The sequence below is a fragment of the Sabulibacter ruber genome (assembly GCF_017355955.1).
Lineage (GTDB): Bacteria > Bacteroidota > Bacteroidia > Cytophagales > Hymenobacteraceae > Nibribacter > Nibribacter ruber_A.
Genome location: NZ_JAFFID010000002.1, coordinates 720,716 through 736,366, shown reverse-complemented (window position 1 = coordinate 736,366; position 15,651 = coordinate 720,716). Strand labels below are relative to the sequence as shown.

Here is a 15,651-nt window from a genome sequence, read left to right as displayed (position 1 = left end):
GTTTAAGCTAAAACCAACCCAAAACGGGAGTTGCCTTTCCTTGCTAATCTTCTCGTAATGCTGTCCTTTCCGGAACAGACGGGGCGTTAGCTATTGAATAGACTGGCAGTATTTGTAGATAGAGGCCAGTTCTTTGTCTGTGTATTGGGCCGTCATTTTCCAGGGCATGTTGTCATTGCTCAGCTGCTTGCCCTCGGGGGTTTTACCGGTGCGCAGCGTCTGTATGAACTGGGCCTGGGTCCATTTGCCCACGTGTCCGGCCTGGGTGATGTTGGGTACCGGCGGATAGCCTGGGGCCACGGGGTCTCCGCCCTTCAGGTTATTGCCATGGCAACCGCTGCACGCCACCGCCAGGTATTTGCCCATGGCTACCCCCTCTACGGTATCTACCTGCGTCACCATGGGCTTGCCGTGGTCAATCTTCTCTACCGGAAACAACGGCATTTTATCCAGGTAAGCCATTACTTTCACCACCGGCCCCACTTCTATGGCAGGCAAGGGTTTGTTCACGGGCTCTACGCTTTGGCAGTAGGCAATGATGGCCGCCATATCCTGAGCCGACAGCAGGGTGGTTTCATGCGAAGGCATGAACAGCAAGGCCTGTCCGTTTTTGTCTACTCCGTGCCGAAGCGCCTTTACCCAGTCTGTAGTGGTGTAATTGGCGGGCAATCCGCCCTGACCTTTGGTGAGGTTGGCGGCTACCAGGCGGCCCAGCGCGCCGTCTTCTACCAACACTTTCCCAGACAGATCGGTACCGTGGCAGTCGGTGCAGCCTTTGATGGCCACCAAATGTTTTCCGCGGCTCAAGAGCGCCTGATCCTGGGAAACGTCAAGGCTTTCCGGGGCAAACGTGTACTTCTTCTCCATCCGCTGCCCTATGTTATGAGACACGTAGAAGTATGCCAGGCAAAGAAGTAAGATGACAGAGCCCAGGACGATACCAGTCCATTTCAAGATTTTCTTAATCATAGTAGGGGTGCAGTTTTTAGCCGTTTAGAGAAAAAGGGTTCAGGTTTGCTTTCCTGTAAAGACAGTTTACCCCATTCACTACCCCTACTAATTATTCATATTTCAAGCCAAAACATAGTTTTGCAAAGCTCCCAATTTAAAAAGCGTTCTAAAAGGCAGATTTCCCCTGCCTGGCGAAACTTTTATTTTCTGCTGAAGTATGTTTCAATAAATATTGAAAGTTTCAAAACTTGTTTATCTTTGGGCCATGGAATTAGCCGAGGCGAAACAGAAATTCATAGAGGCTTGGGGTAAGCTGGGATCTGAGTGGGGCATCAACCGCACCATGGCCCAGGTACATGCCTTGCTCCTTATTTCGCCGGAGGCCCTCACCACAGAGCAGATCATGGAGCAACTGCAGATTTCCCGCGGCAATGCCAACATGACCCTCAGAGACCTGATCAACTGGGGACTGATTGAGAAACAGCACCGCAGCGGTGAGCGCAAAGAGTATTTTTTTGCCGAGAAAGATGTCTGGACCATTGCGCGCCAGGTAGCCAAGGAACGGAAAAGACGGGAACTGGAGCCGGTGCTCAAACTCCTGAATCAGCTGCAGGAAGTACAAGGCGATGAGCAGGACCCGGAATACAAGACGTTCAAAACCTCTGTCACCGATATCAACAAACTGGCTTCTAACGTGGACAAAACCTTGGAAACCATGCTGAAAGCCGAAGAGAATTGGTTCTTCGGTTCTATTTTCAAGCTATTCAAATAATTTTTTTGCCTTATATTTTCAATTTTTTCTGAAAGTTCAATATAAACAATTCACCACTTAACCAATAAACACTATGAACTACTTTATTCTCACTTACACTATTTACCTGCTTGTGAGCATCGCCCTTACAATCTGGGTAGCCCGGGTCTTGTTCAAGAACGGCCGCATTTTTCTGGTAAACATTTTCCACGGCAATGCAGACTTAGCCGATTATGTGAATAAACTGCTGGTGGTAGGCTTTTACCTCATCAACATTGGGTACATGACCCTGGCGCTGAAAGAGGTGGGCACTATTGGGTCTGTACAGGCAGTGGTAGAAGTCCGGAGCCAGAAACTAGGCTGGATTATCCTGATCCTGGGCGGCATGCACTTCCTTAACCTGATCATCTTCTTCAAGCTCAGAGCCCGGGCGCAGCAGCAACTCCAACCTATCACTCAGTAACCATGGGCAGAATCATTCTGGCGGGTGGCAGTGGCTTTATAGGCCAACTGCTCACCCATCATTTCACCAGCCAGGGCAACGAGGTCATTGTGCTCACCAGAACGCCGGGCAAGGGACAATCAGCGGCGAAACACGTCTATTGGGATGCTAAAAACCTGGGCGAGTGGGTGCAGTACCTGGAACAGGCCGATGTGCTCATCAATCTTACCGGCAAAAGCGTGAACTGCCGCTACCATGCGCGCAACAAACGCGAGATTATTGCCTCCCGGGTCAACGCCACTCTGGTTCTGGGCCAAGCGCTGCGGCAGCTGAAAAGCCCACCCAAACTGTGGATCAACGCTGCCTCTGCCACCATCTACCGCCACGCCCTGGACCGACCTCAGGACGAGCTTACCGGGGAGCAAGGTGCAGGGTTTTCCGTAGAAGTGTGCCAGCAGTGGGAAAACACCTTCTTCTCCCAGCAGCTACCCGGCATCAGGAAAGTGGCTCTGAGAATAGCCATTGTCCTGGCCAAGGAGGGTGGGGTCATGCCATATTACCTGAACCTCGCTCGCTTTGGCTTGGGGGGCCGACAAGGCAACGGCTTGCAGTGCTTCAGCTGGATTCACGCGCAGGACCTGGTTGGCAGCATAGATTTCCTGATCCAACACGAGGAGCTGGAAGGCGTTTTCAATCTTTCTTCTCCCAAACCTGTTCCTAACCACCATTTCATGCGGGCCGTTCGGGATGGCCTGAAGGTTCCGTTTGGCTTACGGGCCACCAAATGGATGCTGGAACTGGGTGCCCTGGTGCTAGGCACTGAGACCGAGTTGCTGCTCAAAAGCCGTTGGGTGGTTCCTACCCGGTTGCAGAAGGCAGGCTACCGCTTTCAGGTGGGTTCTGTGGAGGAGGCGGTGCGGTTGTGCGTTTCCTGAGTGTTTTACGCTTGATTCTCTGAAAACAGGGCAAAATCAACAAAAACCCGTTTTATGAAAAAGACTTTCCTGAAAGCAGAATGGCGAAAACTGATTATGGCCAACTACAGCATAGACAGCCAAGTGCTGGCCAGATACCTGCCCGCCCAAACCGAGCTGGATTTTTGGAACGGCACCTGCTACGTAAGTTTAGTGGGCTTTATGTTCCTGAATACCCGCCTCAAAGGCATCCGGATTCCGTTCCATACCAACTTTGAAGAGGTGAACCTGCGGTTCTATGTGAAGCACCTGGCGCAAGGAAGTTGTACGCGAGGCGTGGTGTTTATCAAGGAGATTGTGCCCAGGCCCGCCATCACCTTTGTAGCCAATACCTTGTACGGAGAGCATTATGCTACCATGCCCATGCGCCACCACTGGAAAAGCAGTGCAAGCGTACTGGAGGTTGAGTACGGTTGGAAGGCAAAGCACTGGCAATCTCTGGGAGTAATTGCCCGGCCTGTTCCGCAGCCAATTGCGGCAGGGAGCTTGGAAGAATTCATCTCGGAACATTACTGGGGCTACACCAGACTAGATGACCGCAGAACCTCCGCTTACCAGGTAGTACACCCAAAATGGGAAGTCTATCCAGTGCAGGAGTACACCATCTCCGTTGACTTTGGCGCTGTGTACGGCCCAGAGTTCAGCTTTCTCAACTCGCAGAAACCTGTCTCCGTTTTCCTGGCCGAAGGTTCAGAGGTCTCCATCAAAGAAGGCACAAACCTGCAGGTAAAAAACCGCTGGTTTTCAGGTTGAAGAAAGACGTTTGTGTAGACCTCAAAGCCTAAGCCAAAGGCTTTGCTTCTACCGTTTAAAGTACACCCTAAAGGTAGAGCCTGTGCCCTTTTCGCTTTCCACCTCAATTCTGCCGCCGGCGTTCTCCACAATGCGTTTCACAATGTAGAGCCCCACACCGGTACCTTCCACGTGGTCATGCAGACGCTTGAACATGGTAAAGATTTTAGCCTTGTCTTCGGGTTTCAGGCCTAAACCGTTGTCAGAGACAGACAGGACCAGAAAACCGGGTTCTACCTGCGTGGTGATTTTCACCTCTGGCGTGCGGTCGGGCGAGCGGTACTTCAGGGCGTTGCTGAGAAGGTTATACACCACGCTACGCACGTTCTTGGCCGAGAACCTGACCATAGACTCCGGTGCGAAATGGGTAATGATACGGGCACCCGTGCTGTTAATGGTGTTCTCAAAGTCAAGCTGCACATCGGCTACCACGTCTGGCAGGTTGATGGAGACAACGTCTTCACCGGAACCGCGCTGGATTTTGGCAACTTCGGTTAAGTCGGCCACGGCGCGTTTGAAGCGGTTCACGGACGAGTGCATCAGGCTGATGACCCGCTGCACCACTTCCTGTTCCTTGATGTCAGTGGGCAGGAACTCCAGAAGGGTATCCATGAGGCCTTCAATGTTGGAAATAGGCGCTTTCAGGTCATGGGAGGCCGAGTACACAAAGTTGTCAAGGTCTGCGTTAATGGCGCGCAGCTCGGTGTTCATGGCTTCTATTTCGTGGCGGGCCTGCACCTGCTCACTCACGCCAATAGCCACGGCAATAACCCCCACAATGTTGCCCCGGCGGTCGCGCATTGGGTGGTACACAAAACTGAAAAACACCGGCTCCAGCTTTCCGTTCCGCTCCAGTACTACTTCCAGCTCGTTGTTCACATACGGGATACCGGTGTTATACACCCCATCCAGCAGGTCCTTGATGCCCTGATCTTTTATCTCCGGCAAGGCGTCCAGAATGGGTTTGCCGATCACGTCGCCGTGCCGTTTTCCCCAAAGCTCACAGATGCCGGGGTTAGCCAATTCCACCACGTGCTCTGGGCCCCGCAGAATACAGATGGCCACCGGGGCCTGCTGGAAAAGGTCGGTCAGCTCGGCTTGCTGGCGGGCTGCTTCTTCGCGGGCTTTTATGCTGGAAACGGAGGTGGCAATCTGCCCGGCTATCAGTTCATGGAAGTTCTGGTAATCTGCATCGTACTCCAGTTTAGAGCTGATGCCTGCCACCAGAAAGCCCATGACCTGGTCATGACCGGGCCGAAGAATGGGAACGATGGCCGCCTTCTGCGGAAGCCCCGTGGAGGAAGTACTTGCCTGCGGTTCCAGAAAGCCGTCCAGGTTATCCAGCAGGAGCACACTTTTAGAAGTTTCCACTTCGTGCAAAGGCCATGCTTTGCCGGAGGCCGTTCCAGCCAAGGACACCGTCTGGGCCACGTTGGGCTTTATAGCGCCTGCAGCACCGGTGAGCACGGCCTCGGTACGGCTGCGGTTCAGCAGGTAAATCTGGCTGAAAGGAATATCGTTTTCATTCTGATCCAGGAGCTCGCAGGCGGTTTGGCAGGCCTGCTCCAGGGTCTGGATCTGGGGCGTGGCATCGGCAATGTCGCGGAGGGTTTTAAGCCGCCGCTGGCCCAGAATAGTGCTGGTTACCTCTGTACAGGCGCAGAAAACCCCAAACTCGCCTCCCTCGTCATTGAAAGCGGGGCTGTAGGAAAATGTCCAGTACGTTTCTTCTGAGAAGCCTTTCCGCTCCAAGAAAAGCCGTAGGCCCTCGGCATAGAAAGGTTTGCCGCCGGCCAGAATGCTTTCGGCAATGCCGCCAATGTCTGTCCAGATCTCAGACCAAACCTCTCGGGCCGGAGTGCCCAGCGCCCAGGGGTGTTTCTTGCCAAGGGCCGGCAGATACGGGTCATTGTGGAAGGCATACAGATCCTTTGACCACCAGATGAACATGGGGAAACCCGAGTTCAGCAACAGCCGGATGTTAGTCTTCAAACTCTGGGGCCATTGAGCCGGATTTCCCAGCGGGTGCGCATCCCAGTCGTACGCCCGCATCATCGCTCCCATCTCACCGCCTCCCTGGAAAATACTCAACGCATCTGCTGCGGTAGACTCTTGGTTGTATGCATTTGTCATAAATGAGGGGAAAGCCGATTACTTTATCTTGATAAAAGCGAACTGTAGGAGTATGGCAAGAAAGGAACCACCTTACTAGAAATTTACACTTACGTTACTCTGGCAAAATTGGGCATACGGCGTCTATAAAGCAAAAAGAGCCCTTTTGCGTTTTAGGGCTCTTTATACAGAAAGAAGGCAAAAAATGTTTCAACTTTGGCTGAACTACATGGCTTTTCTCTTTGATTCAAATAGTTACATTTCCTGAACGCTCTGTTTTTCTTTCTAGAACCGGAAGAAATTGTTGGTGCCGCCCACTTTTCCGCCAAAATTCCGGATGTTGTAGGTGAACGTGAGCAGGGCATACCGGGTGAGTACCTGCGTCTGGAAATCCTCAATCAGGTTCTCCCTGATGCTGCGGTACGCGCTGATGTTCTGGTCCAGCAGGTCATACACAGAAAGCTTTAGTTGGGCGCGGTCGTTTTTCATGAACAGGAACGTAACCCCGGCATTCAGACGGCTCACGTCTTTCCTGATGCCCGGCGCCGTGTTGGAATTGTAGGTGTAATCAAAGGAGGCTTCCCACACCATGCGTTTAGGCGTGCGTACCACCACCCCGGTTCTGGAGGTTCTGGTTTGAAAACGCAAATCCCGGAAGGCATTGTCTTCATACACGCTCCGGCGGAAACCCAGGGTGAATGACTCGTTGAACTCAAACTTATCATTGAGGTTCACCCGCGCGTTCAGGCTGGGGTTTAACGAGAAAGACTGTCCGTAGCTGCGCAAGTTGTTCAGGATGATGAGCGTTTTCACGTAGTTTCCCCAAATAGAGGCCGATAACGAGAACTGCTTTTTGCCGTCAAATTTCCAGTCTTTGGAGATATCAGCGTTGCCGTTCAGTTGCCAGTTGCCGTCTGTGTTCACGGGGCGGGTGGTCTGCTGGCCGGTGGTTTCATCCAAAGTTCTGGCGCGGGTCACGGCATCGTTGCTGATGCTGCCAGACAGGTACGCCCAGTAGTTGATAGAGCGCTTGGTGTCAAACTTGCGGTAGTACAGGTTCACTGAGTTGGAGATGGTGGGAGTCAAAGCCGGATTACCGTACTGGATGAACAGGGGGTTAGACAAATCAGTGACGGGCTGCAGGTCTGCCGCCGAGGGCTCTTTCACGTTCACGTTGTAGCTCAGGTTAAAGCCTTTCCAGTTGACAATCAACGACGGGAAAACGTAGAAGTACTCCTGCTTAATGGGTAACAGCTTCTGGAACACATTGTCAATATTCAGCTGCGTGAACCGGATGCCGGGTTGCAGGGTCAGCTCTTTAATTTTCCACTTCACCCCGGCGGTCACGTAATTGCGCCAGCCGCTTCTTTCCACCTCGTCTGAAAGCTCAGAGATCAGCACGGTGTAGCCAGAACCTTCGGGCCCGGCGTCAAAGGTGTTCACCAGGTTGTTATCCCTGAAATATTCAGAATTCAGCCTGAAAACGGCACTCAGGTTTTTGCTGAACGGCTCAGTGTACGAGAATGAGGTATTGACGGCGGTATTGGCCACGGTGTTGTCTCTCAGTTGGTCCAACACTTCTTCTGAAGGCGTTGGCCCGTAAAAACGGCTGAGCACCTGGTAGTACTGTTCCTGGTCCCCGTCATTGAAATTATAGGTTCCGTAGAAGTTGAATAACCGGCCCTTCTTCTTGCGGGAGCTGCGGTCAAAAGAGAGAGTACCCGAGTGCGTAACCGTGCTGTTTTCCTGCAATTGCTGGTTATAGCTGTCATTGAGCGGCTGATTGAAACCCCGGAACGTGTTGGTGAACAGATCCTGGTCAGAAGTGCTCTGGGACAGCACCACGCTGGGCGTAAAGCTCAGGTTGGTTAAAGAGTCTATTTTCCAGTCTAGCCTTCCTCCAAACCGGTGGGTTCTGTTGTCACTGTTCTGGGCTCTGGTGCGGCGCGAGATAAGCGTATCGGTCTGCAGGGTTTGGGCCGAGTTCACCAGTTGGTTCAGGTCTGCGTCAATGCCGCCGTAGAAGTATTGCAGGTTCAGTTTCACATCGCCTTTCAGCAGCGTGTTGAAATTACCGCCCGCCCCGGTAGACCGCTGGATTCCATCTTCGGTACCGCCAAAAGAGATTCCGTTCACGGCAAAACCGCCATCGCTCCGCACCATAACGGAGTTCATGCCGCTGCGGCTGAAACCTCCTATGCGGGAGATGTCCTCAAACCCGAAGGCGGGCTTGTTCAGGTTATTGGAGTAGCCTAACAAACTGACCTGCGTGGTATCCCTGAAGATGTTCAGGATGCCTCCGCCTTCATACCTGTTATCAGAGCCGGTGCCCGCGTACACCTTCCCGAAGGCTCCCTGTTTTATGCCTTTCTTCAGTTTCAGGTTAATGACCTGCGGAATCTCGCTTGCCGGCAGATCAGGGTCTTTCCGGAGGGCATCGGGGTCGTTTACCACCTGTACCTTGTCAATCATATCGGCGGGCAGGTTGCGCGAGGCTACCTTGGGGTCGTTCCCGAAGAACTCTTTGCCGTCTACCAGAATCTTCTGCACTGAGCGCCCGTTCACTTTAATGTTGCCATCTGGGTCTACCTGCACGCCGGGCAGTTTCTTGAGGAGGTCTTCCAGCAGGGCGGTAGGCAGCGTCTTGAAGGAATTGGCGTTGAACTCCAGCGTGTCTTTGCGCACAATAACGGGTGGCGCTTCGGCGGTAATGATTACTTCGTTTAACAGGTTATCGGCCTGTAGCATTTCTATCTGCCCCAGATCCAGAGACAACTGCGCCGGCGAAAGCGAGAACTCCTTTCTGTACACCTTGTAGCCCGTCATGGTGATCACCATCCGGAGGGACTGGTTCAGGGTTAAGCCGGGCACCCTGAATGCTCCTTTGTCATCGCTTACCCTAAATGTGACCAGCGTGGTGTCCTGCGCGGTGTACACGGCAATGGTGGCGTAAGACAAGGCTTCTTTGTGGGCGGCATCCCAGAGCTTTCCTTTCACCTCCCCTTTCTGGTTCTGAGAAAACGAAGGTTCTGGCAAGAGAAAGCACAGGAACAGGAGGCAGACAGATAGAAGTTGCTTCATAAGCAGGTTGAGTTGTTCTAAGGGTTGAGTGAAGGTGGTTTAGATCTATAGCCGTTTTGGTATAATAATAGTGAAAGGTAGCAGCCCTTCTTTCTGGCATTGGAATATTTAACAAACATTAACATTCCGGCACCAGGCCAGCCAATCAGTACAAATCTCCTTTTGCCGTTTTAAGCCTGTTTTTCCCATCTGTCTTCCATTACGTCCAGCTTGTTCAGGTGAAAAGCCAATAGGACTGCCCTGTTTTTCAGTTAGTGACACTCACCTGCCCAGAAGTTGCAGCCCAAATAAAATTTTCTTCTGCGGCAGAAAACCAAAGCCATTGTAATGAAAATTTTATAAATATTATTTATATTTCACTACTGAGTACCTCTAACTAAACAAACAGCCTTATGGTAAGAAAGAGAACATTAGCTGTGTTGCTGGCGGCATCCCTGCTCACGCAAGCCCAGGCGCAGACACAGAAAAAGGCCGCACCGGCGAAGAAACCAGTAGCCTCCGCAGCCAAAACTCAAACAGGCCAGACAAGATTGGTTGAAGAAGTTACCCGTAAAGGTGGCGAGCTGTTGATCCCCTATAAGAAGTATGTGCTGCCCAATGGCTTAACGGTAGTAGTTCATGAGGACCACTCAGACCCCATTGTGCACGTAGACGTGACCTACCACGTGGGCTCGGCCCGGGAAGAGGTGGGCAAGTCTGGTTTCGCGCACTTCTTTGAGCACATGATGTTCCAGGGATCAGACAACGTGGGCGATGAAGAGCACTTCAAGATCGTTTCCCAGGCCGGTGGCGATTTGAACGGTACCACCAACCGCGACCGCACCAACTACTTTGAGACCGTGCCTTCTAACCAACTGGAAACCGCCCTCTGGCTGGAAGCCGACCGCATGGGTTTCCTGCTGGATGCCGTGACCCAGAAGAAATTTGAGGTACAGCGCGAGACCGTGAAAAACGAGCGCGGCCAGAATTATGACAACCGCCCCTACGGCCTGGTGTATGAAAAAGTGAGTTCTACCCTGTACCCGTACGGCCACCCCTACTCCTGGACCACCATCGGGTACATTGAAGACCTGAACCGCGTAGACGTGAATGACCTCAAGAACTTCTTTCTGCGCTGGTACGGACCAAACAACGCTACCCTCACCGTGGGTGGTGACGTAACCCCAGAGCAAGTGGTGAAACTCGCCGAGAAATACTTCGGCTCCATTCCGCGCGGGCCAGAGGTGAAGAGCATGAAGCTGCCCGCCCCGGTTCTTACCCAGGACCGCTACGTTTCTTACGAAGACAACATCCGCTTCCCTATGGTGCAGATGACGTTCCCAACCGTGCCCAACTACCACCCAGATGAAGTCCCATTGGATGTGCTGTCTGAGATTATTGGGGGCGGGAAAACGTCTATCCTGTACCAGAACCTGATTAAAACGCAGAAAGCGGTACAGGCCAGCGCCGGGCATCCTTGCTCTGAGTTAGCCGGTGAGTTCACCTTGAACGTGCTGCCGCTGCCCGGCCAATCTCTGGCCGATATGGAGAAGGAGATGCGCAACGCGTTTGTTGAGTTTGAGAAAAGAGGCGTAACCGATGATGACCTGGAGCGGTTCAAGTCTACTTATGAGGCCAACATCATCAACAGCCTTTCCAGCGTGGCCGGCAAAACCTCTACCCTGGCGTCTTACCAGACGTTCACCGGAAACCCTAACTTCCTTACCAACCAACTCAAAGCGCACCGGGCAGTTACCAAAGCCGATGTGATGCGCGTGTACAACCAGTACATCAAAGGCAAGAAAGCCGTGATTTTGAGCGTAGTTCCCAAAGGGAAGCCAGAAATGGTGGCCAAAGCCGATAACTTCACGGTGGACAAATCGGGTTACAAAGCACCCGCTGATCAATATGCCGGCCTGAAATACGTAAAAGCCAAAGATACCTTTGACCGCAGCAAGCGCCCGGGAGCCGGGGCCAACCCCACCATCACCGTTCCGCCGTTCTGGAAACAGAATATGGCAAACGGCATCAAAGTAATAGGCTCTAAGAGCGACGAGGTGCCAACCGTGACCCTGCTGTTCACGCTGCAGGGCGGGCACAAACTGGAAGCCCATGACCCATCTAAGGCGGGGATTGCCTCTTTAACGGCGGGCATGATGAACGAATCATCGCAGAAATTCACCGCCGAGGAAATCACGACCCAACTGCAGAAAATGGGTTCTTCCATCAACTTCGGGAGCGGTACAGAGACCATGACCGTTCAGGTTCAGTCCCAGGTGAAAAACCTGGATGCTACCCTGGCGCTGCTGGAAGAACGCATGCTGCACCCCCGCTTTGACGCGGCCGATTTTGACCGGCTGAAGAAACAGCGCCTGGAAGCCATCAAAAACCAGAGTACCCAACCTACCGTGGTCGCCAACAACGTGTACAACAAAATGCTGTACGGCGAAGGCCACATCAAAGCCATTCCGGTGATGGGCACCATCAAAACCGTGGAGAACATCACCCTGGACGATGTGAAGAAATTCTACCAGGATTACTTCTCGCCCAGCGTGACCAACCTGGTAGTAGTAGGCGATGTGGAGCAAAACCAGATTATGCCTAAACTGGCCTTTCTGAACAAATGGGCCGCTAAACCAGTGACCATCCCGGCTGAGCCAAAAGTGGCCAACATTGACAAGACCAGGATTTTTGTGGTAGACAAAGAGAAAGCCGCGCAGTCTGAGATCCGCATTGGGTACATGGCCTTGCCGTACGACGCTACCGGTGAGTACTACAAAGCCACGCTCATGAACTATGTACTGGGCGAGGCCTTCAACAGCCGCATCAACCTGAACCTGCGCGAAGACAAGGGGTACTCTTACGGCGCCTGGTCTTATTTCTCCGGCACAGAAGCGGCCGGACCTTTCACCGCCGCTGCCGGGGTACGCTCCAACGTTTCTGACAGCTCCGTGGTAGAGTTCATGAAAGAGATCAAGCGCTTCCGGGAAGAAGGAATCACCGATGAGGAACTGGCTTTCATGAAGAGCGCCATCGGGCAGAGCGATGCCCGCAAATATGAGACCTCGTTCCAGAAAGCCTCGTTCCTGAACAACATGCTGCGCTACAACCTGGATGCCGATTACGTGGCCAAGCAAAACGATATTCTCAAGAACATCACCAAAGAGGAAATCAACACCTTGGCCAGAAAATACCTGCCGGTTGAGAAAATGAGCATCATGCTGGTGGGCGACAAAGCCTCTATTAAACCAGGCCTGGAAAAACTGGGCTACGAAGTGGTAGAACTGGACTCAGACGGTGCGCCTTTGGCTCCCGCTATAGAAGCTCCGGCGGTAGTGGCAGAACCTAAGGCCACAGAACCGGTGAAGGGCAAGAAAGCCAAAAAGCAAGGCCGCATTTTCTAGGTTTGCTCTGATAGATTCTGTTCTCTGTTTTAAAGGCGTTTCCGGGAAATCACCCCGGAAACGCCTTTTCTTTTTATCACTACTTAACAACTCCCTCGCTCGCCTCCGGCGAGTGTGAGTAACCGGGGGCCTCTGGCCGTGTTGGGGAGAACTTTACTTGTGAATTGTACATAGCGGCGGGACGCCGCTCATTAACTCACACTCGCCGGAGGCGAGCGAGGGGAACAAACAACCCTGCAAATGAACACCTATATAAACTATATTTAATATAGCTCCGTTATATAGCAAACCACCTATAAACTTGTGTAGGTACATTGTTCCACTTTACGCTTTACAACTATGAAAATCAAAAGCTTCTGCATAGCACTTGTGGCAGTCGTGGTATTTGCCTCCTGCAACCAGGCTCCTAAAGGCGACCAGGCCACCATCACCGATGCCCAGCAAACTGCCAGCACCGAGGGGCAGACCTTTGTGGTAGACACCGCCGCCTCTGAGGTGCAGTTCACCGGAAACGGCGTGGGCAAAAACCACCCGGGCACTTTCTCCCTGTCTACCGGAACGGTCTCTGTAGCCAATCAGCAGATCACCGGCGGAGAGTTTACCATAGACATCAACTCCCTTACTTTGAAAGAACAGGGAGAGATGTTCCAGAACAAGCTGAGACCGCACCTTTTGAGCGGCGATTTCTTTAACGTCGAGAAATTTGGTACCGCCAAGTTCGTGATCACCAAAGTGGAGCCGTACAAAGCCAACGGACAGGATACCTCCCTGGTGGAAGGCGCCAACTTCAGCGTGAGCGGCAACCTGACCCTGAAAGACGTTACCAAAAACATCACGTTCCCGGCCCGCATTGAACTGGACGAGAATGCCTTGAAAGCCGAAGCTAACTTTGACATTGACCGCCGCCAGTGGCAAATGAATTACGGCAATGACAAAACCCTGGGCGATAAGTTCATCTCAGAAACCGTGAACATTGAACTGGATCTGGAAGCCAAAAAGCAATAACCTTCACCTGCCATTTAATGGTAGAAATGAAAAGAGCCCGGAGACTACGTTTCCGGGCTCTTTTCATGATAATAGGTCTAAAACAGATTGGCCGCTGATTCCTCCTTAACCTTCTTCCTGAGCAGAGGCGGCTATTTGATCAGGTTCTCTTTCTGCATCTGGCCTACCGTGACTTCCCCGAACTTCTGGGCGAAGCGCTGGAGGCTGGTTGGATTGTACGATTCAGACTGAGCAGACCACAAAAGCCTCTCAGATTGGGCATCGTACAGGTTTGTTTCCAGGAAATACACCTTGTCTTCACGGTAATAGCCAGGGTCATAGAGCATGGGGCGCCAGTAGGTGTAATACCCCCGGAACGTGCCATACCAACCAAACCGGGTGATGGGCGTGTACATGGTTTGCCCCGGCACGTGGCGGGTCTCCGTCTCGGTGTTCACCAAGGCCACCGTCAGGATGGCGTCATGCTGGTCTCCTTTGATTTTGTTCAGGATGGCATCGGCGGTGGTGCCTCCGTCGCGCATAATGGCCGGCGGAAACAGGTCTATGCTTTTGGTGGCGTTGATGCCGCGCTGTTGCAGTTGGGTCTGTAACTGCGCCTCTATGGTTTGCCGGGCAACGGCATTATCTGTCAGGGCTGCTACAATGATTCTGTTAAAAGTGCCAGCGGTGGCCTCGGGACTCTTCCAGGTTCCGGTAATTGCCGTGGAAGGCGCACACCCCACCATGAAAGTCATCAACATGAACCATCCTGCCACTGCTCTGCTCTCTCTTCTCCAAAAATAAAGTCCCATATTCTTTCAATGTTTTTAAGCCTCACTTACTGCTTAGAAAACGGGAAGAAAGAAATTAGGATGCTGATTATCAGAAGGAGTCGCAAGAATACAAGCCTTGCTTCGTCAATTCACCGGATCAGAAAACAAGTTTGCCCCGAAGCTGTTTTACGCCTGGTTCAGGAAAAACAGGTGTAAAACAGCTTCGGGGCAGTTTCGCTCTATAGCAATTTGATTTTTGATTATTGGCCTGATTGGAGGCCTAGCACTTCTGCCACGGCTTTCTCCACGGCTGTCCAGGCGGGGGAAGCAGGTGCCACCAGATCGAAATGGCCCACCTGCGGAAGCAAGATTACCTGGGCATCGGTGCCTTTTACTTCGGCCAGCGCCGCAAACTTCTGCGCCTGGGTAACCGGGACAATCGGGTCACGGGCCCCCTGGACAAGCCTTACCGGTACTTTCAGGGGCAGTAGTTGCATGGGCGAGGCTTCTGCGTAGCGTTCAGGCAATTGATCGGGTAAGCCGTCCATGAGCTTTTCCACCGCGGCGTTACAACTGCCTTTGTCTGCGCTGTAGCCCGCCAGATCGGCAATACCGGCCAACGAGACTACGCCCGTCACTTTCAGCGGATTTCTGATGTACAATGGACTAGTGCGGGGCAACTTGGTACGGGATGCCGCCCACAGCGCCAGATGCCCGCCTGCGGAGTGGCCCATTACCGCTACTTTTCTGGGGTTGACCGGATATTTCTTGGCGAGTTCGCGCACGTAATCTACGGCTTTGGCTACGTCCAGGAAGGTACCTGGCCAACCTCCGCCCGGGCTTCCCACCCGCCGGAATTCAATGTTCCAGGTGGCATACCCGGCTTTGGTAAGCGCCGCGCTCACGTGGTTCATATAGCCAAGGTTGTACTGTGATAGCCAGCACCCGCCATGAATCACCACCACTACCGGGAAAGGGCCTTTCCCCTCGGGCACCCGCAGTTCGCCAAACTGTAAGGAATCTGGTCCATACATGATGCGCATGCCGGCCTCAGGACTGGGCAACTGCATCAGGTCCTGCCAGGAAATCAGCTTGGCTTCCTGCCCCTGGGCTTGGCTTGCACCAGCCGTAAAAAGAAATAACAACAGTAACGCAGAGAAAAGGTGTTTCATATAGGGAGTTTTAGTTTAAGGTTGATCCAACCACCAGATCATTCTGGCTTAGAGATACCAATGGCCTTTCTTCAGGCGGGCACGCGTAAAGAAAGGCCATTACGTACTCTTTTGGTGCTATAAACGGAAGAGCAAGGCAGACGTTTACCATCCTAACTATTGTTTAAGAAAGATCCGAATTAACTGATAACCCTTAGGTTAGTGCTATCGTTATAACTCATCCATTTCTCACATTA

At 52.5% G+C, this 15,651-nt stretch carries 11 protein-coding genes; 6 read left to right on the top strand and 5 right to left on the bottom strand.

What is annotated here, in order from left to right; all coding sequences use genetic code 11:
* Positions 1-90: 90 nt before the first annotated feature.
* Complete coding sequence (locus JT719_RS14465; protein ID WP_207434031.1) at positions 91-969, bottom strand: c-type cytochrome; 879 nt, start codon at positions 967-969, stop codon at positions 91-93.
* A gap of 247 nt (positions 970-1,216) precedes the next feature.
* Here JT719_RS14465 and JT719_RS14460 point away from each other — a divergent pair, with 247 nt between their 5' ends.
* The 4 genes from JT719_RS14460 to JT719_RS14445 all read left to right on the top strand — a co-directional run bounded on the left by JT719_RS14460 (position 1,217) and on the right by JT719_RS14445 (position 3,871).
* A complete protein-coding gene (locus tag JT719_RS14460) occupies positions 1,217-1,723 on the top strand; it encodes a GbsR/MarR family transcriptional regulator (RefSeq protein WP_207434030.1) in 507 nt (168 codons plus the stop codon).
* Positions 1,724-1,796: 73 nt separating this feature from the next.
* Positions 1,797-2,165, top strand: coding sequence for a hypothetical protein (locus tag JT719_RS14455; RefSeq protein WP_207434029.1), 369 nt, complete (start codon positions 1,797-1,799; stop codon positions 2,163-2,165).
* A gap of 2 nt (positions 2,166-2,167) precedes the next feature.
* Entirely contained in the window at positions 2,168-3,079 is a 912-nt protein-coding gene (locus JT719_RS14450; RefSeq protein WP_207434028.1) for a TIGR01777 family oxidoreductase, read from the top strand.
* A gap of 54 nt (positions 3,080-3,133) precedes the next feature.
* Positions 3,134-3,871: a YqjF family protein gene (locus JT719_RS14445; protein WP_207434027.1), complete on the top strand. Its 738-nt coding sequence runs from the start codon at positions 3,134-3,136 to the stop codon at positions 3,869-3,871.
* A 48-nt stretch (positions 3,872-3,919) separates the two neighbouring features.
* On the opposite strand, the gene JT719_RS14440 is transcribed toward JT719_RS14445, so the two are convergent.
* Both JT719_RS14440 and JT719_RS14435 read right to left on the bottom strand, forming a co-directional pair.
* Positions 3,920-6,043, bottom strand: a complete 2,124-nt coding sequence (locus JT719_RS14440; protein WP_242693255.1) for a sensor histidine kinase — start codon at positions 6,041-6,043, stop codon at positions 3,920-3,922.
* A 264-nt stretch (positions 6,044-6,307) separates the two neighbouring features.
* A complete protein-coding gene (locus JT719_RS14435; protein WP_207434026.1) occupies positions 6,308-9,103 on the bottom strand; it encodes an outer membrane beta-barrel protein in 2,796 nt (931 codons plus the stop codon).
* Positions 9,104-9,495: 392 nt separating this feature from the next.
* Between JT719_RS14435 and JT719_RS14430 the strand changes: the two genes are divergently transcribed.
* On the top strand, positions 9,496-12,486 hold the full coding sequence (locus tag JT719_RS14430) for a M16 family metallopeptidase (RefSeq protein ID WP_207434025.1): 2,991 nt from the start codon (positions 9,496-9,498) through the stop codon (positions 12,484-12,486).
* 339 nt (positions 12,487-12,825) lie between these two features.
* The gene (locus tag JT719_RS14425; RefSeq protein WP_207434024.1) at positions 12,826-13,491 is read left to right on the top strand and encodes a YceI family protein; all 666 of its coding nucleotides are present in this window, start codon (positions 12,826-12,828) and stop codon (positions 13,489-13,491) included.
* 131 nt (positions 13,492-13,622) lie between these two features.
* On the opposite strand, the gene JT719_RS14420 is transcribed toward JT719_RS14425, so the two are convergent.
* The gene (locus JT719_RS14420; RefSeq protein WP_207434023.1) at positions 13,623-14,282 is read right to left on the bottom strand and encodes a hypothetical protein; all 660 of its coding nucleotides are present in this window, start codon (positions 14,280-14,282) and stop codon (positions 13,623-13,625) included.
* Positions 14,283-14,503: 221 nt separating this feature from the next.
* Positions 14,504-15,415 carry an alpha/beta hydrolase family protein gene (locus tag JT719_RS14415; RefSeq protein WP_242693254.1) on the bottom strand — a complete coding sequence of 304 codons (912 nt, stop codon included), beginning with the start codon at positions 15,413-15,415 and terminating at the stop codon, positions 14,504-14,506.
* Positions 15,416-15,651: the final 236 nt, after the last annotated feature.

Bases quoted from the DNA above. Each gene is read 5' to 3' on its own strand.
- JT719_RS14465 (WP_207434031.1), bottom strand. From the start codon at position 969: ATGATTAAGAAAATCTTGAAATGGACTGGTATCGTCCTGGGCTCTGTC.
- JT719_RS14460 (WP_207434030.1), top strand. From the start codon at position 1,217: ATGGAATTAGCCGAGGCGAAACAGAAATTCATAGAGGCTTGGGGTAAG.
- JT719_RS14455 (WP_207434029.1), top strand. From the start codon at position 1,797: ATGAACTACTTTATTCTCACTTACACTATTTACCTGCTTGTGAGCATC.
- JT719_RS14450 (WP_207434028.1), top strand. From the start codon at position 2,168: ATGGGCAGAATCATTCTGGCGGGTGGCAGTGGCTTTATAGGCCAACTG.
- JT719_RS14445 (WP_207434027.1), top strand. From the start codon at position 3,134: ATGAAAAAGACTTTCCTGAAAGCAGAATGGCGAAAACTGATTATGGCC.
- JT719_RS14440 (WP_242693255.1), bottom strand. From the start codon at position 6,043: ATGACAAATGCATACAACCAAGAGTCTACCGCAGCAGATGCGTTGAGT.
- JT719_RS14435 (WP_207434026.1), bottom strand. From the start codon at position 9,103: ATGAAGCAACTTCTATCTGTCTGCCTCCTGTTCCTGTGCTTTCTCTTG.
- JT719_RS14430 (WP_207434025.1), top strand. From the start codon at position 9,496: ATGGTAAGAAAGAGAACATTAGCTGTGTTGCTGGCGGCATCCCTGCTC.
- JT719_RS14425 (WP_207434024.1), top strand. From the start codon at position 12,826: ATGAAAATCAAAAGCTTCTGCATAGCACTTGTGGCAGTCGTGGTATTT.
- JT719_RS14420 (WP_207434023.1), bottom strand. From the start codon at position 14,282: ATGGGACTTTATTTTTGGAGAAGAGAGAGCAGAGCAGTGGCAGGATGG.
- JT719_RS14415 (WP_242693254.1), bottom strand. From the start codon at position 15,415: ATGAAACACCTTTTCTCTGCGTTACTGTTGTTATTTCTTTTTACGGCT.